At 68.6% G+C, this 25,926-nt stretch carries 24 protein-coding genes and 1 tRNA gene; 13 read left to right on the forward strand and 12 right to left on the reverse strand.

Annotated elements, in window-relative coordinates:
* Window positions 1–39: 39 nt before the first annotated feature.
* Both Q5064_RS02800 and Q5064_RS02805 read left to right on the forward strand, forming a co-directional pair.
* On the forward strand, window positions 40–339 hold the full coding sequence (locus tag Q5064_RS02800) for a helix-turn-helix domain-containing protein (protein WP_302962097.1): 300 nt from the start codon (window positions 40–42) through the stop codon (window positions 337–339).
* Between the two features lie 2 nt (window positions 340–341).
* On the forward strand, window positions 342–1,586 hold the full coding sequence (locus Q5064_RS02805; RefSeq protein ID WP_302962098.1) for a type II toxin-antitoxin system HipA family toxin: 1,245 nt from the start codon (window positions 342–344) through the stop codon (window positions 1,584–1,586).
* A 45-nt stretch (window positions 1,587–1,631) separates the two neighbouring features.
* On the opposite strand, the gene Q5064_RS02810 is transcribed toward Q5064_RS02805, so the two are convergent.
* The 6 genes from Q5064_RS02810 to Q5064_RS02835 form a co-directional block, all read right to left on the reverse strand.
* Complete coding sequence (locus Q5064_RS02810; RefSeq protein ID WP_302962100.1) at window positions 1,632–2,990, reverse strand: MATE family efflux transporter; 1,359 nt, start codon at window positions 2,988–2,990, stop codon at window positions 1,632–1,634.
* Window positions 2,991–3,117: 127 nt separating this feature from the next.
* Window positions 3,118–3,594, reverse strand: a complete 477-nt coding sequence (locus tag Q5064_RS02815; protein ID WP_302962103.1) for a MarR family winged helix-turn-helix transcriptional regulator — start codon at window positions 3,592–3,594, stop codon at window positions 3,118–3,120.
* A gap of 103 nt (window positions 3,595–3,697) precedes the next feature.
* Window positions 3,698–4,402, reverse strand: a complete 705-nt coding sequence (locus Q5064_RS02820) for an ABC-2 transporter permease (protein WP_302962104.1) — start codon at window positions 4,400–4,402, stop codon at window positions 3,698–3,700.
* A complete protein-coding gene (locus Q5064_RS02825; protein WP_302962107.1) occupies window positions 4,399–5,283 on the reverse strand; it encodes an ABC transporter ATP-binding protein in 885 nt (294 codons plus the stop codon). Before Q5064_RS02825 ends, Q5064_RS02820 begins: the two co-directional genes overlap by 4 nt.
* An 18-nt stretch (window positions 5,284–5,301) precedes the next feature.
* Window positions 5,302–5,676: a GntR family transcriptional regulator gene (locus Q5064_RS02830; protein WP_302962109.1), complete on the reverse strand. Its 375-nt coding sequence runs from the start codon at window positions 5,674–5,676 to the stop codon at window positions 5,302–5,304.
* Between the two features lie 220 nt (window positions 5,677–5,896).
* Complete coding sequence (locus Q5064_RS02835) at window positions 5,897–7,399, reverse strand: LuxR C-terminal-related transcriptional regulator (protein WP_302962110.1); 1,503 nt, start codon at window positions 7,397–7,399, stop codon at window positions 5,897–5,899.
* 141 nt (window positions 7,400–7,540) lie between these two features.
* Here Q5064_RS02835 and Q5064_RS02840 point away from each other — a divergent pair, with 141 nt between their 5' ends.
* Window positions 7,541–9,208, forward strand: coding sequence for an FAD-dependent oxidoreductase (locus Q5064_RS02840; RefSeq protein ID WP_302962112.1), 1,668 nt, complete (start codon window positions 7,541–7,543; stop codon window positions 9,206–9,208).
* 106 nt (window positions 9,209–9,314) lie between these two features.
* On the opposite strand, the gene Q5064_RS02845 is transcribed toward Q5064_RS02840, so the two are convergent.
* Complete coding sequence (locus Q5064_RS02845) at window positions 9,315–10,202, reverse strand: LysR family transcriptional regulator (RefSeq protein ID WP_302962114.1); 888 nt, start codon at window positions 10,200–10,202, stop codon at window positions 9,315–9,317.
* A gap of 217 nt (window positions 10,203–10,419) precedes the next feature.
* On the opposite strand from Q5064_RS02845, the gene Q5064_RS02850 reads away from it, so the two are divergent.
* Window positions 10,420–11,406: a DMT family transporter gene (locus tag Q5064_RS02850; RefSeq protein ID WP_302962116.1), complete on the forward strand. Its 987-nt coding sequence runs from the start codon at window positions 10,420–10,422 to the stop codon at window positions 11,404–11,406.
* Window positions 11,407–11,484: 78 nt separating this feature from the next.
* Here the strand turns inward: Q5064_RS02850 and Q5064_RS02855 are convergent, their stop codons facing one another.
* The 5 genes from Q5064_RS02855 to Q5064_RS02875 all read right to left on the reverse strand — a co-directional run bounded on the left by Q5064_RS02855 (window position 11,485) and on the right by Q5064_RS02875 (window position 15,769).
* Window positions 11,485–12,180, reverse strand: coding sequence for a pentapeptide repeat-containing protein (locus tag Q5064_RS02855; RefSeq protein ID WP_302962117.1), 696 nt, complete (start codon window positions 12,178–12,180; stop codon window positions 11,485–11,487).
* Between the two features lie 82 nt (window positions 12,181–12,262).
* Window positions 12,263–13,132: a DMT family transporter gene (locus Q5064_RS02860; RefSeq protein ID WP_302962119.1), complete on the reverse strand. Its 870-nt coding sequence runs from the start codon at window positions 13,130–13,132 to the stop codon at window positions 12,263–12,265.
* On the reverse strand, window positions 13,129–13,926 hold the full coding sequence (locus tag Q5064_RS02865; protein ID WP_302962121.1) for an AraC family transcriptional regulator: 798 nt from the start codon (window positions 13,924–13,926) through the stop codon (window positions 13,129–13,131). Before Q5064_RS02865 ends, Q5064_RS02860 begins: the two co-directional genes overlap by 4 nt.
* A gap of 62 nt (window positions 13,927–13,988) precedes the next feature.
* A complete protein-coding gene (locus Q5064_RS02870) occupies window positions 13,989–14,645 on the reverse strand; it encodes a response regulator transcription factor (protein ID WP_302962123.1) in 657 nt (218 codons plus the stop codon).
* Complete coding sequence (locus Q5064_RS02875; protein ID WP_302962124.1) at window positions 14,642–15,769, reverse strand: sensor histidine kinase; 1,128 nt, start codon at window positions 15,767–15,769, stop codon at window positions 14,642–14,644. The genes Q5064_RS02870 and Q5064_RS02875 overlap by 4 nt, the downstream gene beginning before the upstream one ends.
* Before the next feature lie 118 nt (window positions 15,770–15,887).
* Between Q5064_RS02875 and Q5064_RS02880 the strand changes: the two genes are divergently transcribed.
* From Q5064_RS02880 to Q5064_RS02920, 9 genes are all read left to right on the forward strand, one after another.
* The gene (locus Q5064_RS02880; protein ID WP_302962125.1) at window positions 15,888–16,862 is read left to right on the forward strand and encodes an ABC transporter ATP-binding protein; all 975 of its coding nucleotides are present in this window, start codon (window positions 15,888–15,890) and stop codon (window positions 16,860–16,862) included.
* An 8-nt stretch (window positions 16,863–16,870) separates the two neighbouring features.
* Entirely contained in the window at window positions 16,871–18,055 is a 1,185-nt protein-coding gene (locus tag Q5064_RS02885) for an ABC transporter permease (RefSeq protein WP_302962126.1), read from the forward strand.
* On the forward strand, window positions 18,042–19,253 hold the full coding sequence (locus tag Q5064_RS02890) for an ABC transporter permease (RefSeq protein ID WP_302962128.1): 1,212 nt from the start codon (window positions 18,042–18,044) through the stop codon (window positions 19,251–19,253). The genes Q5064_RS02885 and Q5064_RS02890 overlap by 14 nt, the downstream gene beginning before the upstream one ends.
* 254 nt (window positions 19,254–19,507) lie before the next feature.
* Complete coding sequence (locus tag Q5064_RS02895; RefSeq protein ID WP_302962130.1) at window positions 19,508–20,941, forward strand: UPF0236 family transposase-like protein; 1,434 nt, start codon at window positions 19,508–19,510, stop codon at window positions 20,939–20,941.
* Between the two features lie 115 nt (window positions 20,942–21,056).
* A tRNA-Val gene (locus Q5064_RS02900) sits at window positions 21,057–21,131 on the forward strand.
* Between the two features lie 304 nt (window positions 21,132–21,435).
* Window positions 21,436–22,278, forward strand: a complete 843-nt coding sequence (gene cpaB / locus Q5064_RS02905) for a Flp pilus assembly protein CpaB (RefSeq protein ID WP_302962132.1) — start codon at window positions 21,436–21,438, stop codon at window positions 22,276–22,278.
* Window positions 22,275–23,642 (forward strand): P-loop NTPase, encoded by a 1,368-nt coding sequence (locus Q5064_RS02910; RefSeq protein ID WP_302962135.1) that lies wholly within the window; start codon window positions 22,275–22,277, stop codon window positions 23,640–23,642. Before cpaB ends, Q5064_RS02910 begins: the two co-directional genes overlap by 4 nt.
* Window positions 23,643–23,651: 9 nt before the next feature.
* On the forward strand, window positions 23,652–24,983 hold the full coding sequence (locus tag Q5064_RS02915; RefSeq protein WP_302962137.1) for a CpaF family protein: 1,332 nt from the start codon (window positions 23,652–23,654) through the stop codon (window positions 24,981–24,983).
* A complete protein-coding gene (locus Q5064_RS02920; protein WP_302962139.1) occupies window positions 24,947–25,924 on the forward strand; it encodes a type II secretion system F family protein in 978 nt (325 codons plus the stop codon). Before Q5064_RS02915 ends, Q5064_RS02920 begins: the two co-directional genes overlap by 37 nt.
* The last annotated feature ends 2 nt before the right edge of the window (window positions 25,925–25,926 follow it).

Raw genomic sequence — 25,926 nt, forward strand, 5'->3', positions numbered from 1 at the left:
TGGTTTAAAGATCTATATTTACGACATTAAGGAAGACTCATGAAGCGGCCCACTCCCATGAAGACGAAGCTGGCGGCCAAGCGCGTCGGCGAGGGCGTGTGCACGTGGCGCAAGCTGCGCGGGCTCACGGTGCAGCAGTTGGCGGAGAAGGCCAACGTGAGTCGCGGCACCATCTCCCGTCTGGAGAACGGCGACCCGTCGGTCTCGTTCGAGACGGTGCTGAACGTGGCGACCATGGTTGGCATCATGGACCGCGTCGTAGACGCCTTCGACCCCTATGAGACGGACTACGGTCGCCTGCGCGCCGATCAAGAGCTCCCCCAGAGAGTGAGGCGGTAGCGATGGTCCCGCTTTTTGAGGTGGTCGACGGCTCGGCGGGGGCCGAGCGCATGGTGGGAACGGCGCGCTTCAGCCTGCGCCGCGGCATGGTTTCCACGACGTTCTCCTATGCCGACTCCTACCTGGAAGATGCTGCTTCCTACGCCATCGATCCGGCCCTGCCCCTGCGTTCCGGCCCCCAGCATTGCGAGGGGCTGCCGGGGGCGTTTCGCGACTCGGCGCCGGATCGGTGGGGCAGGCATTTGGTGGAGCGCGACCATCGTGCGGCGGCCGCGGCCGACAACCGCGCGCCGCGCCAGCTGGACGAGGTCGACTACCTGATCGGCGTCTTCGACATGACCCGCGAGGGATCGCTGAGGTTTCGTGAGCCGGGAGGGTCCTATCTGGCAGAACGCGCAGCCATCCCGCCGTTGGTGGAGTTGCCGAGGCTGCTGCACGCAAGCCGCGAGGTGGCCCTCGGCGAGGCGGGGCGCGCCGAGGTGAAAGCGCTGCTGAACGCGGGCTCCGGCTCGCTCGGCGGTGCGCGGCCCAAGGCCTCCGTCTGCGATGGGGACCGTCTTTTGCTGGCGAAGTTCTCCCATCCTTCCGATGAGTGGAACGTGATGGCGTGGGAGAAGACGGCGCTCGATATGGCGGCCGCTGCGGGCATCGCGGTTCCAGCTGCGCAGCTTATCTGCATCGGGGACGAGTGGGTGCTGCTCCTCGAGCGGTTCGACCGCGCAGGCTCGCTTGTCCGAGGCGCGCGCATTCCCTTCATGAGCGGCATGACCGCCCTGGGGAGTGCCGACGGCGACGCGCGGGACTACGCCGAGCTTGCTGAAGTTGTGGCCGAGTTGGCTTCCGAGCCGGCTGTGCAGCTGCAGGATCTGTTCGCCCGGGTGACTTTCTCGGTGGCCATTGCCAATACCGACGACCACCTGCGCAACTGGGGGTTCTTACGGCAACAGAAGGGCTGGGATATGGCGCCCCTCTTCGATGTGAATTCGAATCCCGAGGAGGGCGCGTTCAGGGTGACCTCCATCGCGGGCGAGCGCGGCGATCGGGAGGAGCGCGGGCTGCGGGATCTGGCGGCCTACGCTGGCTTGAGCGAGGATGCCGCCCGCGAGGTGGTCGGCCGCGTGCTGGCTTCCACCATGCTCTGGAAGGACGTCGCCCGCAAAAACGGCTGCCCCGAACGCGAGATCAAGCTGTTCGCCCCCACCTTCGCCCAGAAGGCCCGACAGCTGCGGAAGGCTTTCGGGCTGTAGGGCCTGCGCTTCCGCCGCTCCGCGCACCCGAGCCCGCAGCTGCCTCTATGCCGCTGCGGGCTTCTTTCCCCGCTTGCGGTAGCCGTAGCGGCCGGAGAGCGCGATCATGAAGAGGGCGGCCACCAGGCATGTGAGCGCGTCGCCCACGGTGACGGCGAGCCAGATGCCGTCGATGCCGAAGACCAGGGGCAGCGCGATGACGGCTGCCACCTGGAACACCAGCGTGCGCAGAAACGAGATGGTCGCCGAGACGAGCCCGTTGTTAAGCGCGGTGAAGAACGCCGAGGCGTAGATGGCGAATCCCATGAACAGGTAGCAGAGCGCGTAGAGCTTATAGGCCGTCGTGGTCAGCTCCAGCAAGGCGGCATCGTAGCTGACGAAGATGGCCGCCAGGGGGCCGGCGAGCCACTGGCCCAGCAGGAACATGACGACGCTGGCCACGGCGATAAGCCCCAGGCTCTTCCACAGAAGCGAGCGCATCTCGGTGTGGTTTTGCGCGCCGAACTGGAAGCTCATGAGGGGCGACGATCCGATCGAGTAGCCCATGAACACGGCGGAGAAGATCATAGCCGTGTACATGATGACGCCGTAGGCCGCCACGCCGTCCTCGCCGATGAAGCGCAGAAGCTGCCAGTTGAACAGGATGCCCACGAGGCTCATGGCGATGTTGGTGACCATCTCCGACGACCCGTTCAGGCAGGCCTTCCCGATAACGGGCCAGCGCAGGTGCGGTCGCACGAAGTACAGGTGCGTGGAGCGCTTGCGGGCGAAATACACGAGCGGCACGCCGCCGCCGATGAGCTCGCCGATGTTGGTGGCCAGCGCCGCGCCGACGAGCCCCCAGCCGAACACGCCGACGAACAGCAGGTCGAGCAGGATGTTCGCCACGCCGGCCGCCACGATGACGTAGAAGCCGTAGTTGGGCTTGCCCGCCGTGACGAAGAAGCTCTGGAAGGCGTACTGCAGGATGAAAAACGGCATGGAGATCATCATCATGCGCCCGTAGAGCGTGGCCTGGGCGGCCATCGGCCCGGTGGCGCCAAGGAGGTGCGACGTGGGCTCCATGAAGAACCAACCGCCGACGGCGAGCACCGAGCCCACGGCGAAGGCGAAGATAACGAGCAGCGAGAAATGGCGCCGGGCCCGGGGACGGTCGCCCTCGCCCAAGGTCTTGGCCACAAGCGCGCTGCCGCCGGTGCCGACCATCATGCCCACGGAGGCCAAGATCATCACGGCGGGGAAGATCAGGTTCACGGCGGCAAGGGCCGTCTTGCCCGCGAAGTTGGACACGAAGAACCCGTCCACAATGGTGTAGCACGAGGTGAAGATCATCATGGCGATGGTGGGCAGCGTGAACTTGATGAGCGCGCTGGTGGAGAAATGCTTGGACATATCGACGGGCATGGGAAAACCTTTCGGGGTGGTGCGGTGGTACGGAAGTGCGGAAGGGGCGGACGCCGAGGAGGCGCGGGGGCGCCGGGCTCGGGGCGTTTGGCCGGGGCCCGCGGCCGGCGACCCAGATCGATGCTGGCTAACGGAAGGAGAGGGCCGACAGCCGTGCATCGAGCGCGTCTATGTAGCGCTCCATGGCCCCCGTGAGCCAGCGCTGCTCCTCGTCGCTGAAGATGGCCACGGCGTCGCGCTCGGCGGCCAGCACCGCGCGGATGGGCCCTTCGTACTCGCTGCGGCCGCGCTCGGTGAGGAAGGCGCGCATGGTGCGGGGGCTGTCGCCGCGCAGGGCGATGAGCCCTTTGGCCTGCAGGCGCTTCACCGAGGAGTGCACGGTCTGCTTCGAGGAGAACCCGCGCTCGCACAGCTGCTTCTGGGTGAGGCCATCCTCTTCCATGAGGGCGTACAAGATGTCGAAGGCGCAGTCGGCCAGCCCCATGCGCCAGGCGGTCTGGCGGTACAGCTCGTCGGCGCGGCGGTAGAAGTCGTCGATGGCGCGGATGGTCTCCGCGGTGCGCTCGGGGGTGGCTGCGGTGCTGGTCTTTGGTGCGGCGGTCATAGGTTCCTCGAAACAAAAATGGTCTGATTTCGGACTAACGAGTTCGCTAGTATAGTCCGAAATCAGACCAAAGCAAGAGATTCACAAGGTTTTCAGAAGGGGCTTAGAACTCCCGGCCCTCGTAGAGCTTGGCGGAGATGAAGGCGCTCGCGATGTAGATAGCGGAGACGGCGAGCAGCATGGCCGCGGCGAGGAACAGGTAGTTGTTGCCGGTATCGAGCCACTGCGCAAGGCCGGTAAGCGCGCTGTCGATGGCCGCGCCGTCGCCGATGAAGCCGATGGCGGCCGACATGACCAGCACCACCACGAGCGGCACGATGCGCGCGCCGCGGGTCATGCCGAAGCGCGTGATGAGGGGCAGCGCCACCGATGCGCCCACGCCGATGACGACCACAATACCCACCACCGCCCCGATGATCAGGGTCGGCGGATTCGCCTCGGCCGTAAGCCCCGCCGGCGCTGTGCCCGCGGGCAGTGCGGTTGCCACCCCGATGAGGGCGGCGGCGAGCAGCAGCCCGAAGAGGGCGGTGACGGCCATGAGCAGCGCGAGGCTCGCGTAGCGGCCGAATACCACCTGGCGCCGGGTGATGGGCATGGTGAGTCGGAAGCGCTCCCACCCGTTCTGCTCGTCAGTGGCGGCCAGCGAGAACAAGAACATGAAGGGCAGCATGGCGGTGATGGCAGCCACGGCCCCCACCACCGTGTCGGCGATGACGCCCATGAAGACCGCGATGATGAGGCAGATGCCGACAAGTTGCAGCAGGGCGCTGCGCATGGTGGCGAAGTCGGATACGATCATGGTCTTCATCGGGATTCCCCCTTCAGCATCAGCGTCATGTAGTCTTCGATGGTGGCCTTGTCCACGACCAGGTCGGGGAAGGCACGGGCGGCGGCGAAGCGGTCGGGCACGAGCACGTCCACGCCGTAGTCGTGGCGCAGCAGGCGCAGGGCGTCCGGGGCGAACAGGCCAGATGAGAGGAGCGTCTCTACCTCGGCGGCGCGGCAGCGGGCCACGCCGGCCTCGTCGGTGATGACGTCCTTGGGCTTCGTGAACACCATGCGGCCGCCGTCGATGCAGGCCACGGTGTCGGCGATCTTCTCCAAATCGGAGGTGATGTGGGTGGACATGAGGATGCCGCGCTCGCCGTCGGCCATGAAGTCGCGCAGGATGTCGAGCACCTCGTCGCGGGCCATGGGGTCGAGCCCCGCCGTGGCCTCGTCCAGAACGAGCAGCTCGGGGTGGTGCGCCAGGGCGAAGGCCAGCGTCAGCTTCATGCCCATGCCGCGCGACAGCTCGCTCACCTTCTTCTTGGGGGCCAGCCCGAAGGTATTCAGGAGCCGGTCGAAGAGGGCCGCGTCCCACGTGGCGTAGGCCGCGCGCCCGAGGAGGCCCGCGTCGCGCACGCGGTAGGTGCTCGGGAAGGCGCAGGTGTCCAGCACCACACCGATACGGCTCTTCAGCTCGTCGAGGGCCGCCGAGCCGGGCGTGACGGCCTGGCCGAACAGGCGCACCGTGCCCTCGTCGGCGCCGATGATGCCGAGGGTCGCCTTTAAAGTGGTGGTCTTGCCGGCGCCGTTGGAGCCGATGAATCCCACGACGCAGCCCGGCTCCACGGCCAGGTTCACGCCGCTGAGGGTGAAGTCGTCGTAGCGCTTCCCCAGGTTCTCTATGTCGATGAGGTTGGTCATGACGGGTGGTTCCTCTCGCTATTGCTCGCTCAGCAGCACGTCCAGCATTTCGCGCACCTCGTCGGCTCCGATGCCGGAGGCCGCCGCCTCGGCGACGGCACGGGCCAGGTGACTCTCCACGCGGCGCAGGCTCTCCTCATGGAGGAGCTCGCCGTTGCCGCCGGCCACAAACGATCCTTTGCCCTGCACAGTATCGATGAAGCCGGCTTCCTCCAGCTCCGCGTAGGCGCGCTTGGTGGTGATGACGCTGACGCGCAGATCGTTCGCAAGTGCACGGATGGAGGGAAGGGCCTCGCCCTCGGCCAGCTGCCCGGTGAGGATGGTCGCTTTCACGGCGTCGGCGATCTGCTCGTAGATGGGCTTGCTGCTTCCATTCGCTATGATGATGTCCAATGTGCCTCTTTCGCGGGGCGCGCGGCGCTCGATGCGCAGCCGGCCCCTCGGTCGGCTTCCGCGGCCCCAGCGTCCCGGATGCCTCAGAAGCGTGAATAGTGTATATACCCTACAAGCACAGTATATACACACCTATACACACCCGTCAAGGGAAATCTGCGCGTCTTTTCGGCGCGTCCGGCACGCGGTCTCGCAGACCGCCTGGAAGCGCCAGCTGCGCCTATCTCTTAATTGCCCGAACGGTTTCGTCGAGACGGTCGAGGAGGTCTTGGCGACTTGAGACGCCAAGCTTCCGGTAGGCATTTGCCATGTGGTAGTTGACGGTTCCCCGCGAGATCATCAGCGCCTCTTGGATGCGCTCGTAGCTGCGCCCCCGTGCAAAGAGGAGGAGCACCTCGCTTTCGCGGGGAGTGAGGCGATAGGTTTCGGCGAAGACATCCCAGTGGTCGAAAGGGTCGGCACTATGCGGCCGCGGGTCAGTATCGTTTTCGTCGGGAACGACAATCGGGGTTTCGTTCGATCCGGCAGCTTGCTTCGACCACAGGGCGGAGCGCCGATTGAATACCATCTGGTAGGCGACAAAGGAAATGAATGCCCCCACAAGACAAAGAGCGTTGAGCTCGACGGGCGAGGAGGCGATCTCGCTGAAGACGTCTTGGGCTGCGACGCGGGCCAGAACGATTTGTAGCCCCAGAAAAGAGCCGATGGAGCAACCGTATACCATGCCGGGACCGAGGGAGTGCTCCCGGCAAATTTGCGCGGAGAGGATCCATGTGAGCACGGACAGCGCGGCGAACCCGAGGAACAGCGCGTAAAACGGTACCGAGCTCTCGATCCCGAGAACGGGCACGAGGAGAAAAGCGAGAAGAACGGTGGCGAAGATGATGGTGTAGAGCTGGGCGTCCCTCATTGCGCAAACACTGGTGACGATGAGGAGTAGCCCTAGGAAGAGCACTTCGATGAGGGCGGCGGGTGCGGAAAGGCCGGCGAAATCGAGAGGCGCGCAATAGCGGTATATGTTGTAGAGCAAGTTGATGGCGATGGACCAGAGGTTGATGGCAACGATGAATCGGACGAGGATGCGCCGTCCCGCTGAGCTTGTCGGGATGCTGCGAGACAGGCGCTCGCGAGCGACCTGCCGCGGGTGGCAGGTCTTCTGCGCGATGGCGAGCATAAGGCCCGACCCGACGAGAAGCGCGCCTCTGACGACAGTTTCCGGAAGCGGAGGCAGGAAATAGGAGGTGAAGTGTATGACCGACATGAGCATTTGCGCCATGATGGTTTCCGGGATGACCTTCTCCATATCCTGTCCGCTGAAAAGGCTGCCCCATCCGAGCGTGAAGACGCTGAGACCGACGGCCGTGATGAGGGGACATATTGCGCTTGTTACGACGAGGTCGTCGACAAAAGAGGGGATGACGGTTCCCAGGCCCGCGGCTGCGCCGAGGAGGGGGTATGCCAGCGGATGATTGCATCGCGCTATTCGACCCCGCGCGGCGACGGCGGTGCCGAATAGCAGCAGGGTGAACGCCGCCAAGGTGAGGGTGTCCGAGCGGTTGGCTGACGGAGATGACGAGAGGAACCCACTCGCGCTAAACCACGCAAGGAGACACGCGAAGCCCACGATGCGGGCCGCACGCAGTAGGGCGGTGCGGCTTTCCCCGGAAAAGGAGTAGTTGTCGGTAAGCGTGTCCACTGACAACATTATATCCGTCTGGCGCACGAGCTAAACCCATATGTTTCTTACGGGAAAATGGGGACAAACAGAGAATTCGATATGGTCACAACAAACTCTTCGTCTCCTAGGATGGGGATTGCGCCGGTGTTGCGCCGGCGCGACTTTTAACCGAGGAAGGGAGATGCAATGACAGTGCGTTATGATGAGTGCGGGAAGAGGCCGGTCTCGCTGAGCCGTCGCTCTTTCTTCAGAGGGGGCGTTGCCGTCGGGGGTGCCATACTGGCTGCGGGCGCAGTGAGCGCGTGCGCTCCTCAGCAGTCGACGGAAGGGGCTGAGCCTCTTAGTCCCGTCGGGCTGCCTGACGCCTGGGATGCCGAGACGGATGTGGTGGTCGTAGGATTTGGCGGCGCCGGAGCCGCTGCGGCGTGGGAGGCCCTGAATGCAGGCTCCTCAGTGACGATTCTGGAGAAGCAGTCAAAGGCCGGCGGCTCGACCAACATATGTGGCGGTCTCATTTATATGGGCGGTGGGACGCCCACTCAGGTGGCGGCTGGGTTCGACGAGACGCCCGACAACTACTACCAATATCTTGTCACGGCAACGGGTCCCGGTGTCAGCGAGGATCACTGTCGGGTAATGGCAGATGAATCCCTCGATTTGTATCACTGGCTCGTGGACACTCTGGGGGTTGTGTTCCAGCCCGGCTACAATCCTCCGTGGCCTGAGGAGGAGAACTACAGCGCTGGTCTAGCATGTACGGGCGACGAGCTCAATCTCGACTACGTGGGGTACTGCGAGGCCGTGCCGCACAGTCATTGGGTCGATGGCCTGACCGACGATCTGGAGGGAACGTTGACGGGCGCAAAGAACGGATCGGGCTTCTTTGCGCCCCTTCAGAAGGCAGTCGAGGATTTTGATCCCGAGATTCTCTACAAAACACCCGCCAAACGTCTGATCGTGCATCCGGAAACGGGCCGTGTGGTTGGTGTTCAGGCCGAAAAGGACGGGAGCCCCTATACCGTCAAGGCCAACAAGGGGGTTATCTTGTGCTCCGGCGGATTCGCCTACAACGATGCTATGGTGCAACAGTACGTGCCTTACGCCGTGGGAAGTTTCATCATCGGCACAGAGGGAGACACCGGTGACGGGATTCGTATGGGTCAGGGCGTGGGGGCCGACACGCGGCACATGAACTTCGCCTATGGCCAGCTCTCTCACGGCGCTTGGATAGCGCGAGACAGCGTCGTCGGCGGTCCACTCCTCTTCAGTGCGCTTGTGAACAAGCGAGGTGTGCGCTTCATTGCCGAGGATCACTACGCTGGTTCGTATTATGCGCAGATGGTCCGCAATCCCTATTACTACCGGGACTACGAGACCTGCTATATGGTTTTCGATCAGCAGACTTACGACCAGATGGCCGAGATCAAGGAAGTGGGAGACGTCGTCGTCGCTCAGGCGGACACGGTGGATGCCCTTGCTGCGGCTCTCGAGATGCCCGTGGGGGTTCTCGAGAACACCATCGCCTATTACAACGAGTATGCCCAGCAGGGTGAAGACCCGCTGTGGATGAAGCGCCCCGAGTATACGCGACCGATTTCCCAGCCGCCCTTCTATGCGGTGGCGGCGACGACCCTCAACGGCCTCTTTACCTACGGGGGGTTGAAGATCAATACTGATTCTCAGGTTCTCGCCGCCTTCGATGACGCGCCCATTCCCGGGTTGTACTCGGCGGGTCGCAATGCGAGCGATATCCTCGGAACGGGCTATTGCGGCAGCGGCGCATCGGTGGCCAGCTGCTACACCTTCGGGCGTATTGCGGGCAGGAATGCATCTGCCGAGGAACCCTGGGCGTAGCAGTTCGCCAAGGCTGGATTCTGCAGAACTTCTTGTCCTCCCCTTGAAGGAGGGTCGCTGCCGGCGGCCCTCCTTGGACGCGCCGGGCCTCGGGCCGCCGGCTCCCTTAGGCGCCGTAGCGCTCGGCCACCCAGGTGCGGGCTACCTCCACGAAGGCGCGGGTGGCGGCCGAGGCGGTGCCCTCGGAGCGCACGGCCAGCGATATCTCGCGGGCGCACTCGCGTTCGGCGGGCAGCACGGCCAAGGGGAACAGGGGCCGCGACAGGATGAGGCTCGGCAGCACCGAGAAACCGAGCCCCGCGCTCACCATGGACATGACGGCGTAGTCGGAGTCCACGGTGAAGCGCACGTTGGGCTCGACGCCGTTGGCCTCGAAGAGCGCCTCCATCTCCGAGGGGCGCGCGTTGCCCTGGAGCTGGATGTAGGGCTCGCTCGCCAGGGCCTCGGTGGGGAAGATTTCGGCGTGGGCCAGCGGATGGTCGGGCGGCAGCACCACGAGGAGCGGGTCGGTGTGCAGGGGCACCGCGTCCAGGTCGCGCCGCTCGGGCGCGATGGAGAACGCGCAGTCGGCCCGGCCCTCCCAGGCCGCCTCCACGAGCTCCTGCTCGTCGTCGATGCACAGAAGCTTCAGGTCGATCTTCGGGTACTGGGCGAGAAACGCCTTGGCGATGCCGGGGAACCACTCGATGGCCACGCTCGTGAACGACCCGACGCGCACGAGGCCCCCCTCCCGGTCGTTCAGCTCGCGCACGCGGGTGGCGAGCGCGTGCTCGTCGGCGTTGATCGTCTGCACAAGGCCGAGCACCTCGCGTCCCTCGGTGGTGAGGTGCACCCCGCCGTACTCGCGCACGAACAGCGTGAGGCTTAGCTCCTTCTCCAGCGCATTCACCAAATAGCTGATACCGGCCTGGGTATAGCCCAATTCCTCGGCCGCCGCCTTGAAGCTTCCCAGGCGCGCCACGGTGAGGAACGCATCGTATTTCTGGTTGGACACGAAAGGCCCCCTTTCGTCGTGCATGCGCACAAGTATAAGACTTTCTTCAAATGTTTTACAAGAAGTCCCGTTTTACTTTCATTAAGGCGAGGCTTAGTATGTCAATCGTTCCAAATTCAAAGAAAAGGCGCCCCCGCGGGGGCTTGGTATTGTGCGCTTTGAAGGGGGTGCGCGGCCGGCGTTCGGCGGCGCGCCACGGGAAGCGAGAGGAGGCATCATGAGCCAGTGGAAGCAAGCGCGGTGGCCGTTCGTGGTCTTCGTGCTCATTGAAGTGGTCATCTTCGGATCGGGAAGCGCCGTGACGAAGTTCGCCTACGAGTCCATCACGCCCCTGTGGTGTTTGGCCGTGCGTTTCGGGCTCGCCACCGTGGTGTTCGCCCTCTTCTTCGGCCGCCGCATGGCCCGTCGCCTGCGCGGGGTGCGCGTGCGCACGTGGCTGCCCCAGGCGCTGTGCATGGCGGTGTCGTATCTGTGCTGCAACGTGGCCCTCGACCTGACGACCGCCACCAACGTGGGCTTCCTCGTGGCGCTGCCGGTGGTGTTCGCGCCCATCCTCTCCACGATTGCGGAGCGCGGGCGCTATCCGAAGGCGATTATCCCCTTCCAGGTAGGGGTGGCTGCGGGACTCTACCTGCTGTGCAGCCAGGGCGGCAGCTTGGCCATCGGGCCGGGCGAGCTGATGGCGCTGGCTTCGTCGGTGGCGCTGGCCGGAGCGCTCGTGTTCGGCAAGCAGGCCTTGGCCGAGCTGGACGCCGTTACCGTGGCCGGCACGCAGATCGCCGTGGCCTTCGCGTTGTGCCTGGGCTGCGCGCTTCTGTGGGAGCCGGCGCTGGATGTGGCGGCGGTGCGCCCGGTGGCCTGGGGCATCATCGCGTTTCTGGCCCTGTTCTCCACCTGCCTGGCGTTTTTCCTGCAGAGCCTGGCGCTCGATCGGCTTTCCTCCACCACGGTGTCGCTACTGCTGACGGGCGAGCCGGTGTTCACGGCGCTGTTCGCCTACTTGTTTTTGGGCGAGACCCTCTCGCCGATGGGCCTGGCCGGTGCGGCGCTCATCGTGGGCACGGTGGTGGCTGCCACCTACGTGGACGGCCGCGCGGACGCCCCGGCTCGCGAGACGGCTCCGGCCCTCGCGCGCCTGCCGCGGCGGGTGGTGCGCCCGCGCCTGCTCGTTCGCCGGGTGCGCGACGACCGCATGGCCGCTTAAGGGCGGCCGCCGCATCGCCGCAGCTGCGGATTTTGCCATGGAGGCGCCGCCGTCAGATCGGGACGGCGGCGCCCTTTTCTATTCCGCGACGATCACGCCCAGGCGTCGCGCGAGGGCGGCGGCCTGGTACACGTTCATCTTCGTGCCGTAGATTTCCGCCATGGTGTCTGAGAGCGCCACCCCTTCCAGCTGGCAGGTGGTGAAGTCGATGCCGAGCAGCGGCGTGCGGAAGAAGCTCGTGCCGATGAAGCGGTCGTCGTCGAGCATCACGTAGTGCAGCTCCATCTCGGCCATGTCGGCGCCGGAGAAGTCGCAGCGCGCGGCCTCAACGCCCCACCAGCGGCAGCGGTTCTGGGCGCTGTAGGCCAGTGTGCAGTCGGCGAGGGACACCTGCTCGAGGTTCGCCTCCATGAACGACGCGCCGGTGAGCTTGCAGTTCTTGAAGGTGCAGCGGGTGAACCCGGCCCCGTCGAAGGAGGCGTTGGAGAAGTCGCAGCCCTCGAACACCGTGTCGGTGAAAAGCGCGCCGGAGAAGTCGCAGTCGGGCAGCGCGCAGTTCGCGAAGCGGGCGTGGGCCGCCTCCAGCTCGGAGAAGCTCTCCCCGGTAATGGTGAGGTCGCGGGCATCGATGGCCTCGAGGGACGCGCCCGGGCCCTCGAGAAGGTCGGCGGCCGCGAGGGGCGCGAGCTTATCGGGGACGGCGGGTACCACGAGCGCCCGCGATGCCGCCGCGCGATCGAAGGCAACCTGCACGGAGTCGGGGATCACGGCCATGGGAGCATCCTTTCGTCAGCGGGGAAGGGTGCCGCCATTGTACTACGGCGCACGGCGGCCGCGGGTGCGCCCCTCGCGGTTTCTAGCGATTCGAGAGCGCGAGGCCCGCGATGGTGAGAACGAGGCCCGTGGCGATGGGGGCGGTGAAGGGCTCGGCGAGCACGATGACGGAGGCCGTGGCGGTAATGGCCGGCACGAGATAGATATAGGTGCTCGTGACCACCGCGCCCAAATGCTTCACAGCGAAACCCCAGGTGACGAAGCAAGCGGCCGAGGCGCCCAGACCGAGGAACGCCAGGTTCGCGAGGTTCACCGGATCGACGAGGACCACGCCCGGGGGCAGGGTGCCGGCGAAGGGCAGCGCGGGCAGCATGAACAGGAGGCCCCACAGAAAGATGCGCTTGGTGGCGGCCAAGGTCTCGTAGCCGGCATCGGCGATGCGCGCCACGGTGGTGGAGTAGACGGCCCAGACGAGCGCCGCCGCCAGGGCCAGGCCGCAGCCGGCGAGGTTGTCCGCAACGTCGCCGCCGAGGGCTCCTCCGCTCGCGAAGCTGACGAGCGCGATGCCCGCCATGGCCAGGACGAAGCCGGCGATAAAGCGGCCCGACAGCGCGCCGCGGTTGCCGCGCGCCACGGCGATGAGCGCGCAGAACAGCGGCGAGGTGGCCACGATAACGCCCACGGCGGTGGCGCTCGTGAGCGTGAGGGCCACGTTCTCCATGAGGAAGTAGCAGGCGATGCCCGTCAGCCCTGCCAGGGCGAACAGGAGCTCGTGGCGGCGCTTCCGCAGGCGCAGGATGCGGGGGCGCAGGCAGATGAGGGCGACGGTGCCCAGGGCGAAGCGGATGAAGAGGATCCACAGCGGCGAGAAGTCGGCGAGCAGCACCTTGGTGGACACGAAGGTGATGCCCCACACGAACACGGTGAAGGCGGCGAGCAGATGGGCTTTCACGGGCGCGTCTCCTTCGCGGCGTCGGCCGCCACGGCGCGCTGGTAGAAGCCCGGGGTCATGCCCAGCCGCTCTTTGAAGGCGCGCGTCAGATGGGCCTGGTCGGAGAAGCCGGCCGCGCAGGCGGCCTCGGCGCAGCTCGCTCCGGCGGCCAGGATCTCCCGGGCGCGTTCCACCCGCAGCGAGGCGAGGTAGCGCATGGGCGTGATGCCGAAGGCGGCGCTGAAGGTTCGCAGGGCACGGTACTTGTCGAGGCCGGCGGCGGCTGCCACCTCATCGAGGCGCACGGTTTGCGACGCGTGGTCGCGCAGATAGGAGGCCATGGTCTGAGCCGAGTGGTCGCAGGGCGCGGCTTCCCGCGAAACCGCCAGCTGTCCCACGAGCAGGCAGATCGCCTCCTCGAGGCGCTCGTCGTCGGGGACGGGCGCATCCACGAGCGCGGCGATGTCGTCCATGCGGGCCGCGGCTGCGGGATCTTTCACCACGGGGCCGCGCAGGGGAGGGCAGTCGGCAACGCCCACGAGGGCCACGCTGTCGTAGACGAGCGGTCTTACGCCCTCCTGTGTGCAGCCGTGGACATCGCCGGGGTTCAGGGCCAGCAGGCATCCCGGATCGAGGCGGTAGCGCCGCCGCCTGCACTCGAGGAGCCGGCGCCCGTCGCGCATAAGGCCGATAACCGGGTAATCGTGGGCATGGGGCGCGAATGGCCGGTCGAGGCCGGCGAAACGGCGAAATTCGACGGTGCCGCCCAGGACGCAGCGCACTGATTCGGTATGTGGGGCGCGGGGTGCTTCCATAACGTGACCATGATAGGCGTTCCGCCGACGATTTCTTGCACGAAATTGCAGGGCCTCGGCCGCTAGCGCCACCAGGCGATGGCGATCTGAGTGCGGTTGCGCAGGCCGCATTTCTGGAGGATGGCCGAGATGTGGTTGCGCACGGTTCCCTCGGACAGGTACAGCGCGGCGGCTATCTCCCGGTTGTCCAGCCCCTCGGCGATGAGCTCGGCCACCTCGCGTTCGCGCTCGGTCAGGCTGCCGGCAAGGGCGCTGCCGCCGCCCAGGCTGCGGCCCGCGAGCGCCCCCATGCGCTCGCTCGCCTCGGCGCCCATGACGATCTGCCCGTCCATGACCGCGCGCAGGGCGCCTTCCAGGGTGGAGACCTCCTGCTTGATGAGGTATCCGCGGGCCCCCAGGGCCAGGGCGCGCACGATGTAGTCGTCGTCGGCGAAGGTGGTGAGGAACACCACGCGGGCCTTCGGGTCGGCGGCCAGGATGCGCTCGGCTGCGGCGAGGCCCGAGGTGCGCGGCATGCGGATGTCCAGCAGCGCGATGTCGGGGCGGCAGGCGGCGTACAAGTCCGCGGCCTTCTCGCCCTCGGTGCTCGTGCCTGCCACGCGCACGGCGCCGCGGGCCTCCAGGATGGTGCGCAGCGACTGCACGATGAGCGGATCGTCGTCGACGAGGATCACGATGATGGCGTTGGCGTTGCCGGTGCTGTTGGCGTCGGCGCTCATGCGTCCTCCTGGGGCTTAGGGAAGGTGGCGAACACGCGGCTGCCCGTGCGCGGGGCGGCGAGCGGGGCGAAGGAGAAGGTGCCCCCGAGGGCCTCTGCCCGCTCGGCCATGGAGGTGAGCCCGAGGCCCGCGGTCGCCGGAGGGACCGCCGCCCGCGCCCCCGCGCTGCCCGGAGCCGCCTCGGCGCAGCCCGCGCGGCCGTCGTCTTCCACGATAAGCTGGTAGAAGCTGGGAAACTCCGTGACGAGCACCGTGGCATGGCGCGCCAGCCCGTGGCTCGAGGCGTTGGAGAGCGCCTCGCGCACGATGGCGATCACGGCGAGGCCTACGGGCCGCGGCAGGGCGCCGGCTTGGAACGAGAGGCTGCCGTCGAGCCCCGGGAACTCCGCGACGAGCGTCTCTAAGGCCGTGCGCGCGTCCAGGGCCGCGTCGTGCAAATCGTGCACCGAGGCGCGCACGGTGTCCAGGGCCTCGTGCAGGGTTTCCGCCACGGCGTCCAGGTCGCGGGCCACGGGCGTATCGGCACCGTGGGCTACGCTTACGGCCTGAACTTGCAGCACTGAGCGGGTGAGCAAATGCCCCACGTTGTCGTGGATTTCCCGGGCGATGCGCGCCCGCTCGCCGAGTACCGCGCAGCTGACTTCCAGATCTTGGCGCTCGGCCAGGTCGCGGGCACGCTCGGCGAGGGCGAGCCGCTCTTCCTGCACCGTGTCGCGCAGCGAGCGCAGGCGCTCCCGCTCCTCGGCGTTGCGCCGGGCGCGCCATCCCATGAGGCAGGCGAGCAGCCCCAAGGCCGCTGCGGCCGCGGCCAGCGCGAGGCTTCCCGCCACCGCATTGCAGACGAGCGGAAGCGGCCACGCCCAGCGCAGGGCGCCGAGGCGGAAGGCCCAGGCCGCGTAGGCCGCCAGCGCCGCGAAGGCGGCCAGCGGGGGCATCACGGCCGCCGCCGCGAGCAGGCCGCCCGCTGCGATGAGGCGCGTTGGCCTGCGCCTGGCGAGCTCGACGGTGCAGGCGGCGCATATAGCTGCGAGCAGCGAGGCCACGCTTGCGGGCCCGGCCGGCGCCAGAAGCGCGACGGGAATGCCCAGGGCCAGAAGAACGGTGTTGTCGATGGCGCGATCCATGGGGCCATTATAAGGGCGCGCCACCCGGGCGGGCGAAAACCGTGACATTTGGCACTTCTGCCGCCGCCGCTCCCTTGGAATAATGCAATCAGCGAACCTGACGAGGGAAGGAGGGCCTGTGGATGCACGCACGGCATTCGGCGCCGAGCGCGCCGCGGGCGATATCGTGGCTGTGGAGAACCTGGTGAAGCGCTACGGCGACGTGGTGGCCCTGGACCACTTCAACCTGGCGATCGCCCGGGGCGAGATATTCGGGCTGCTCGGGCCCAACGGCTCGGGCAAGACCACGGCCATCAACTGCATTTTGCAGCTGCTCACCTACGACAAGGGCTCCATCTCGCTGTTCGGGCAGCCCATGGGCCCTACCCGCTACGACCTGAAGCGCATGATCGGCGTGGTGCCCCAGAACGTGGCGCTGTTCGAGGAGCTCACCGTGCGCGAGAACATAGACTTCTTCTGCGCGCTGTACGTGGGCGAGGCCCGCGAGCGGGCGCGCCTGGTGGATGAGGCCATCGCGTTCGTGGGGCTTCAAGACTACGCGTCGTTTCGCCCGCGGAAGCTGTCGGGCGGCCTGCTGCGGCGTCTGAACATCGCCTGCGGCATCGCGCACAAGCCCCGCCTTGCGTTTTTCGACGAGCCCACGGTGGCCGTGGATCCCCAGAGTCGCAACGCCATTCTGGAGGGCATCCGCGCCATGAACGAGGCCGGCTGCACCGTGGTGTACACGAGCCACTATATGGAAGAGGTGGAGGAGATCTGCTCGCGCATCATGATCATGGACCGGGGCCGCTCGGTGGCCGTGGGCACCAATGCCGAGCTGAAGGCCATGGTCGGCGCCGGCGAGCGCATCCTCGTGGAGGTGGCGGCCCTTCCCGACGGCGCCCGCGGCCAGCTGGAGGCGCTGCCCCACGTGCGGCGCGTGACCTACGCGGAGCCGGAGCTGGTCGTGCAATGCGAGCAGGGCGCGCACAATGTGGGTGATGTGCTGGCGGTGCTGGCGGCGGCGGGGCTGCCGCTGGGCCGCGTGTACGCCGAGCCGCCCACCTTGAACGACGTGTTCTTGGAAATCACCGGCAAAGAGCTGAGGGACTAGGAGGCGCCATGGGCACGCTGTTTGTCAGCACCCTGCGCGCGCTGCTGCGTGAGAGGGGGCTGTTCATCTGGTCGCTCGCCTTCCCCATGCTGATGGCGACCATCTTCATGTTCATGTTCGCGGGCATCGAGGACGCCACCGCGTTCGACCCGGTGCCCACGGCCGTGGTGGCCGACGAGGCGTGGGACGCATCGCCCTTTTCGGAAGTGGTGGAGGCCCTGGCCGAGCCGGGCGACGACCAGCTGCTGGAGGTGCGCGCCTTCGGCGATTCCCAGGAGGCCCTTCGCGCCCTGACGGGCGGCGAGGTGATGGGGGTGTTTGCCGTGGATGGCGGCGATGTGGAGCTGACGCTGTCTCCGGGGCTCCAGATAGGGGCCAGCACCTCGGCCGACGATGTCGACCGCACCATCCTGGAGTCGGTGGCGACGGCCTATGTGCGCGATGCCGACCTGATGGCGTTCCTCGCGATGACCGACCCGGCCCTGCTCGCCGACCCCGACCGCGTTGCCGCGGCCTTCGACGGGGAAGATGCCACCGAGGAGGTGTCGCTCACCCGCAGCGCCCCGGCGCAGACCGTGCGCTTCTACTACGCGCTCTTCGCCATGGCCGCCCTGTTCGGAGCCCAGATCGCCGTGTTCGCCATCTGCTGGACCCAGCCGAACCTGTCGCCCCTGGGCGCGCGCCGGGCGCTGGGGGCCATCGGGCGCACGCGCACCCTGGCGGCGACGCTTGGGGCCTGCTGGCTCGTGAGCTTCGGCTGCCTGGTCGTCGCGTTTCTGTACACGCGGTTGGTGGTGGGGGTCGATTTCGCCGGCCGGGAGGGGTGGTGCGTCGCGGGATTGGCCGCCGCTGCGCTTCTGGCCTGCGCGCTGGGCACCGCGCTCGGGACCCTTCCCAAGATCGATTTGGGGTCGAAGACGGGCATTCTCACGGGCCTCGTGTGCCTGCTGTCGCTGTTCACGGGGCTCTACGGCGAGCCGTGCATGGAACTGGCCGATCTGGTCGCGCGCGAGTTCCCCGTGCTGGCGTCGCTGAACCCCGCCAAGGCCATCTGCGACATGTTCTACAGCCTGTACTACTACGACGGGTTGGAGGTGTTCGCGGCGAACGTGGCCGAGATCGGCGTCTTTGCGGCGGTGCTGTTCGCCGTGGGAGCCCTGTTCATGAGGAGGCAGCGCTATGCGAGCCTGTAGGTACGCGCTTGAGATCGTGGCGAAGCATCCCATCTATCTCATCATATACGTGGGGTTTTTGAGCCTCATGGGCCTGTTCGTGACGAGCGGTCTGTACCCGCCGGCGATGTCGGACGAGTACGAGCCGGCCGAGATTCCCTTCGCGGTGATCGACCGCGACCAGTCCGAACTCTCGTGCTCGGTGGCGGCGTTTCTGGCGGAGCAGGGGCCCTCGGTGGAGGTGCCCGACGAGCTGCGGGCGTGCCAGGACGCCGTGGCCACGGGCGAGGTGCGCTACCTGCTCATCGTGCCTGAGGGGTTTCAGGAAAGCTTCCTGCAGGCGGCCCGCGAGCGCGCTGCCGCGCCGCGCCTTGAGACGGTGTTCAGCTTCGAATCGATGGGGGCGACGCTGGTGGACACCCAGGTGAACCAGTACCTGCAGCTGATCCGGGCCGCCGCTGCCCTGCAGCCAGAGGCCGATGCGGGCGCGGTTGTGGCCCAGGCCGAGGCCGCATCCGAGAAGGCCGCGACCATCCGGGAGGTTCCCGCGCCCGGCGAGGCGACCGGTTGCGAGGCCTTCATCTTCTACCTGAAGTGGAGCGCGTATCCCCTCACGGTGGCTGTGGTGGTGTCGGTGGGTATTCTCATGGGCGCCTTCAACCGCACCGATGTGCGCCGGCGCGTTACCGTGTCGCCCGCATCGGGGCTGTCCCTGGGCCTGCAGAAGGCCCTGGCGGGGCTCGTGGTGGCCCTGGGGGTATGCGCGGTCATCGTCGGTATCGGCCTGGCGGTCTTCGGCGATGCGGCCGCGGCGCTTCCTCCCGGTGCCCTGGCCGCCGTGTTGGGGCTCGTGCTGGCCTTTCTGCTGGTGCCGCTGGCCATCGCGTTTCTGCTGGGGCAGCTGGGCTGCGGCGAGAACGTGTCGAATACCGTGGGCAACATCGTCGGCATGGTGCTGTCGTTTCTTGGCGGGGTGTGGGTCAGCGCCGACCTTATGCCCGAGGCGGTGCGCACCGCGGCCATGTTCACGCCGGTGCACTGGCTCTGCACGGGGCTGGGCGCCGCGGCCGCCTCTGCCCCCGGCGGCGAGGTGCTGCTCTGCGCCGGGGTGATGGCGCTGTTCGCCGCAGCCGTCTTCGCCGTGGCGCTCGTGGCCGGCCGCCTGCGCGCCCAGACGAGCGAGGCCGGCGGCAACGCCGCCGCAGCGGCCCCGCGCTAGGGAGGCGGTGCGGGCTGCTCGCGCGTTGGCCTGGACTCGGGCGTGGCCTTCTGGGATGCGGGAGCCTGCGCCCCCCCCATCGACTTTACGCCGTCCCCGCTGCCCCTCGGCGTAAAGTTTTTGGGGGGGCGCAGCGCGGCGTGAGCCGCGCCGGGGACGAGGGAGGGCGCGGCCCTTCCGAGGACCGGCCTGTCAATGAGAAAGAGGTTCCCCTATCCTTTTGTTCGACCAAGAACGGAGAAAAGGAGAACCTCGTGGACAATGATAGCAGCTTGAGGGAGGCGGCAGTGGCCTCGATGGCGGAGATGTTCCTGTCCAGCGCCAGGGGCGCTGCCGACTTCGCGGCCTTCGAGGACGCGGCCATGGCCGCCGGCCACTCGATGATGGCCGAGGCCATGGGGCGGGCTCTCGAGGCCAGGGACGCGGAGCTGTCGGCCGGCAGGCCGGCGGGGCTGCGCCTGCGCGACCTCAGGGAGCGCACGCTGGCCACCGAGGTCGGCGACGTCTCCTTCTCGCGCCGCCGCTACCGCGACGGGTCCGGAGGGGCCGTCTACCTCCTCGACGACGCCCTCGACCTGCCCTGGGGCGCCCGCGTCTCCCCGGGCGCGGCGGCCTTCCTGGTCGCGGCCGGCACCATGGCCTCCTACGCCCGCACCGCCTCGCTGCTGGCCCGCCGCGGCTCGCACGTGAGCGCGACGGCGGTGATGGGCTGCCTGCGGTCGGCCGGCGCGCTGTGCGCCGAGGAGGACGAGGCCGCGGCCGAGTCGCTCTACTCCGACGGCGTCGTCCCCGACGCCGAGCGCGAGCGGGCCTGCCTGCTCGTGGAGGCCGACGGCACCTTCTTCAGCCTGCAGCGCCCCGCCGAGGGGGCGCCCCGCCGCGTCGAGCTCAAGGCGATGGCGGCCTACGAGGGCAAGGTGGCCGAGGGGCGCAAGGCGCGCCGGGTCGCCCCCCTCCACCACGCCGTCGTCGGCACCGCCGGCGAGCTGTGGTCGCAGGGCGTGGCGGCCATGGGCTCGCGCTGGGACCTGTCCAGGCTGGAGCGGGTGCACCTGGGCGGCGACGGCGAGCCGTGGTGCTCGGCGCTGGGCGCGTGGCTCCCGCGGGCCGAGGTCGTCTTCCGCCTCGATCCCTTCCACGTGAACCGCGCGATCCTCGCCGCGCTGCCGGACAGGCGCCTGGCGGCGATGCTGATCGGGCTGGTCCGCGACGGCGGCGCGGAGGCGGCCGTGGCGCTGCTCAAGGGCGCGCGCGACCTGGGGCTGGCCCGGGAGCGGGCGGGCGCCGCGGCGATCGGGTACCTGGAGGGGAACCTGGCCTCGGTCGCCGCGGCGGGGCCCTCGCTCGGCACGATGGAGTCCGACAACCAGCACCTGTACGGCGCGAGGATGGACTCGGTGCCGTGCGGGTGGTCGGAGGCGGGCGCCTGCGACATGGGGCGCCTCGTGAGCCGCCGCGAGAGCGGCCGGGCCGTCCCGCGCATGACCCGCGAGCGCTCGGCGACGCCCCGCCGCAGGGGTCGCCGGGAGGCCTGCGAGCTGCGGTCGCTGGAGCGCGGCGGGGCGAGGGCCTCGGAGGTGGTACAATCCGTCGGGAGCGGGTACGAGCCGCCCCATCGCGCCAGCGTGGCGCAGATGGCGCCCGTCGTGCCGCTCGCGGCCGGCCTGGACTCGGGCATGGCCTTCTAGGATGCGGGAGCCTCCGCCCCCATCAACTTTACGCCGTCCCGCTGCCCTTGGCGTTTGCCCTGAGCGGGAACTTGTGGCACAATACCCATTCGCGCGCCTGGCGCGCAACATATCCGGTCGCGTGGCGCAGCGGGAGCGCAGGTGCCTTACAAGCACAAGGTCGGGGGTTCAAATCCCTCCGCGACCACCAGAAGTATTCGCAGGTCATCGCCTATTTCTGAGGCGGTGGCCTGCTTTCGTTTCCCGATGATTCCCGCGCACTTCCCCTCGAGCCTCGATCCTGCTCCGGCGGGGCTCGCGGGAGTTCGCTGCGATGGCGAGGGGCCTGGCGCGGGCATGTTCCCGGGAATGGAACGGGAGTCGGGTGGGTCGTGAGCGGTGTCCGGGCGCGACGCCGGCGGGGTGCGGGGCGGGAGCTAAATGCGAACTTGCGGAGTCATTTCCACGGTTTTGGGAGCGCATACTGCCGGTGTTTCCAAAGGACGGGAGATGACATGAGAGCAAGTAAGACGACCGTGGCCGGCCTTGTGTGCGGTCTTGCCTGCGCGCTGTGCGTGGGGTTGTACGTGGTGGGTGTGCGCGCCGAGGTGGAGGAGGCGCGAGCCGAGGCCCTCGAGCGCTTCGGGGGAGACCAGATCGAGGTCTGCGTGGCCCAGCGCGATCTGGCCGCCGGCGAGATAGTGGACGGGGGCGCCGTCGCCACCAAGCTGTGGGTGGCCGACCTGCTGCCCGACGGGGCCATAACCGATGCCTCCCAGATCGTCGGCCGCCGCCTCGGGTCGAGCGTGATCAAGGGCGAGGTGCTGTGCGAGCAGCGCACGGAGGCCGCCGAATCGGCGCTGAACGTGCCGACGGGCAAGGCGGCGATCAGCGTGCCCGCGCGGGCGGTGCAGGCGGTGGGCGGCTCCGTGGAGGCCGGCATGCTGGTCGATGTGTACGCGACCGGGCCCGTGTCGACGGCGAAGCTCGTCGCGGGGGCGCTCGTGCTGGCCACGAGCGCCTCGGGCGAGGGAGCCTCGGGGACGGCCGAATGGGTGACGCTCGCGGTGGATCCGGAGCGCGTGCAGGAGATCGTGGCCGCTGCCCAGAACCTGGAGCTGTACTTCGCCCTTCCGGCGGAAGAGGAGATTCCAGCTGACGGGGCAGAGGCCCCTGACGCGGCTGGCGGGGCTGTGCCGGCCGATGGGGCCGAAAAAGCCGATGCTGCCGGTAGGGCCGGGAAGGCCGCCGGGGCGGAGGCGGCCGGCGGGGATGCGGACGCTGCCTTGGGCGCTGCGCAGGGCGCAGCGGCTCCCGGCGGCGTCCAAGGGTCTTCTGCGGAAGGGGGCGCCCGATGAGCGCGCGGGGTTTGTGGGCGCTGTGCGCCCGTGCGGCCGACCTCGCCGATGCGGCGAGGTGGGGCCTGCCCGCTGCGGCGTTCGAGGACGCGCCGTGGCTCGAGCGGTACTCGAGCGCCGTGGAGGCGCGGTCGGCCCTGGCGGGCCGCGCCGATGTGGCCGGGGTATGGGTGGCGTCGAGCGATGAGGTGCAGCCGATCAACCTGGCGGCGGCGCTGAAGAGGGACAACCCCGCCCTGCAGGTCTTCCTCGTGGGGGATGAGGACGCGCCCGACCCCTCCCGCGCCAGCGCCGCCGGACTCGACGGGGTGCTCGGGCCGGAGGAGTTCGCCGCCCGCTTCGCGGCGTCCTCCCTCGGAGAGCCCCTGCCGTCGCCGGTTGCCGGGGACGGCCCCGCGCCCGCGTCGGCGCGGCCCTCTGCGCCCGATGCCTGGTTCGCGTCGGAGGAGGCCGTCGCGGCGTCTCCTGCGGGGGAGCGGGCGTCGGCCCGGGAGGCCGACGCCCGGGGACGTGCGGGCTTTCTGCTCACTGTGGCAAGCGGTTCGGGCGGGACGGGCAAGAGCACGGTGAGCGCCCTGCTGGCCCGCCTGGCCGAGCGCCGCGGCCTGCGCACGGCGCTGCTCGACGGCGATCTCCAATTCGGAGATCTGGGCGAGCTCGCGGGCTCGTGCGAGAGGATCTCGGTGGAACAGGTCGTCTCGTCGGATGCGGCTTTGGACGAGGTGGACGGCAGGCCCTTCGTGCTGATCGCCGCCCCGCGCGATCTCGAGCGGGCCGAGGCCGTCGTGGGCTTTTTCGACGGCGTCGTGTCGGCCCTCACGGCCCGGTTCGACCTCGTGGTGGTGAATACCGGGGGCAGCTGGGGCGAGCTCCATGCGCGGCTCCTCGAGCAGGGGGCGGCATCGGTGCTGCTCATGGATCAGCGGGCCTCGTCGGTGCGCGCATGCCGCCATGCCCTCGACCTGTGCCTGCGCTGCGGCATCGCGACTGGCTCGTTCCTGCTGGCGCTGAACCGCTGCGGGCGCCATGCGCCCTTTGGCTCCGCGGACGTGTCGGCCGCGCTGGACGGCGCCCGCGTCGTCGAGCTGGCCGATGGCGGGCGCGAGGTGGAGGAGTTGCTCGGCGCCGGCTGCACCGATCTGCTCATCGAGTCCGGAAACGGGTTGTGCGGCAGCCTCGACCGGGTGCTCGACGAGCTGCTCCCCGAAAACGCCGCGGCTCAGCCAGTGGGACGGGAAGACGTCATCGCCCGGCTCGACGTGGCGGGCGCACGAGAGCGGGAGGGCCGGCGCTCGCGCAAGCGTCGGCCGAAGGGGCGGCGCGAGCGCGCGGGCGAGACGGCCGCCGGCGCCGCGCTCCGATAGGAGGCTCCCATGGCTTTTCTGGAACGGGTTCAAACGATGGAGGAGGGCCGCCGCGCCGCGCGCGACGAGCGCCAGGAGCGGGGCGTCGAGGCGCTCCGGGCGGCGGTGGGCGAGCTGGTCCCCCTCGACCGCATGGCGGCCCTGGTGGGCGACTCCCCCGAGCGCGCCCGCAACGAGATACGGGCCGCATGCCGCCGAGTCGCGGTACGGGAGCCGTGGAGCTCGCTCGATGCCGGCTCCTTCCAGCGCCTCGTGGAGACGCTGATCGACACGGTGTTCGGCCTGGGGCCGCTCGACGCCCTCGTGCGCGACGAGTCGGTGACCGAGATCATGGTCAACGGCACGAGCAGCGTCTTCGTCGAGCGGGAGGGGCGGCTGATGCGAAGCGACGTGGCCTTCGAGAGCGACGAGCAGGTGCGGGCGCTCATCGACCGCATCCTCGGTCCTTTGGGCCGCCGCATCGACGAGTCGTCGCCCCTCGTGAGCGCCCGGCTGCCCCAGGGCCACCGCGTGCACGCGGTGGTGCCGCCGCTGGCCATCGACGGCCCGTGCCTGACCATCCGCTCGTTTGCGCGGCACTCCCTGTCGTTGGCACAGCTGCGGCGGCTCGGCTCCTTCGACGAGTCGGTGGAGCGGTTCCTCGTATGGGCGGTGCGGGCGCGCAGATCCATGGCGGTGTCCGGCGGCACGGGCAGCGGCAAGACGACGCTGCTCAACGCGCTGTCCCGCCATATCTCCCACGAGGAGCGCGTCATCACCATCGAGGACGCCGCCGAGCTCAAGTTCGACGAGCACCCCCATGTGGTGAGGCTCGAGGCCCGCGCTGCCAACGCCGAGGGCACCGGCGAGGTCACTATCCGGGAGCTGGTGGTGAACGCCCTGCGCATGCGGCCCGACCGCATCATCGTGGGGGAGTGCCGGGCCGAGGAGGCCATCGACATGCTCCAGGCCATGAACACCGGCCACGACGGATCGCTCACCACCCTGCACGCGAACTCGCCGCGCGAGGCGGTGGATCGGCTGGTGACCATGGTGCGCTTCGGGGTCGATCTGCCCCTCGACGCCATCGAGGCCCAGATCGGGAACGCGTTCGATCTCGTCGTCCAGACCGCCCGCTGCCCCGGCGGCGAGCGGTGCGTCTCCGAGATAGCCTCCGTCACCTTCGACTTCGACCGCCGGCGGTGCGCGCTCACGACGCTGTACCGGCGCGATGCGGGGCGCGCCTGCGGCCGCTGGGTCGGCTACCCGCCGTGGGTGGAAGAGCTGGCTTGGAGGGGCATAGCCGAGAAGAAGGAGGTGAAGGGATGGATCCGCTCGTTGGATATGCGGCTGTCGGCGTAGCGGCCTCGGGTGCCGCCGGGTTCTTGGCCTGCCGCGGCCTGCTCGCCGGCCGGAACCGGCGCCTGCGGGCGGCCGCGCCGATCGAGGGCGCCGGCCCCGGAGGCGCCCGGTGGCTGCGGCGCCTGGCCAGCCGCGGCGCGGGGCCGCTGCTGCCGCTCGCGTCGGCGCTCCTGCGGAACCGGGCCGTGTCCCGGTGGGCCGACGGCCTCGTCCGGCTGTGCCGGTCGCGCGGTCTGGCGACGCAGCCGGCCCCCGCGGTCTCCGCCGCGCTGGTTCTCGGCATCGTGGCAGTGGGCGGCGGGTGGGTTCTGACGGGCTCCCCGGTGTTCGGCGCTGCGCTCGCTGGCTGTGCCGTCGTCGCCGTCGGCGGCCTGTCGCGGGCCGAGGAGGACAGGTGCCGTGCGGCCCTGAGGGACGAGGTGCCCGATGCGTTGCGCTCGCTGGGCGTGTGCTTCCGCGCCGGGCTGTCCCTCGTGCAGACCCTGCGGCAGACGGGCACGGAGATGAAGGGGCCCTTGGGCGAGCTGTTCCTCTCGGCGGCTTGCGTGCTCGAGACAGGCGGAACCGCGGGGGAGTCACTGGCGGTGTTCCGCCGCCGCGCCGACGTTCCCGAGCTTGCGTTCGTGGCGGTGGCGCTCGACGTGCAGCATGCCTGCGGCGGCAGCATAGCGCCCGTGCTCGATGCGGCGCGCGAGTCGGTGGAGGGGGAGATCGAGCTGGCGCGCTCCCTCAGGGTGCAAACGGCCCAGGCGAAGCTGTCGGCCCGCATCGTCACGGCGATGCCCTTCATCCTTGTGGCGCTCTTCTCGCTGATGAGCCCAGGCTTTTTAGCCCCGTTCGTGGAGAGCGTCCCGGGCATGGTCCTGCTGGCCATGGCGCTTGCCATGCAGGTCGCCGGCATCGTCGCGGTGCGTCGTTTGCTCGACGTGGACGGGAGGTGAGG

The organism is uncultured Adlercreutzia sp., assembly GCF_958431955.1.
Classification (GTDB): domain Bacteria; phylum Actinomycetota; class Coriobacteriia; order Coriobacteriales; family Eggerthellaceae; genus Adlercreutzia.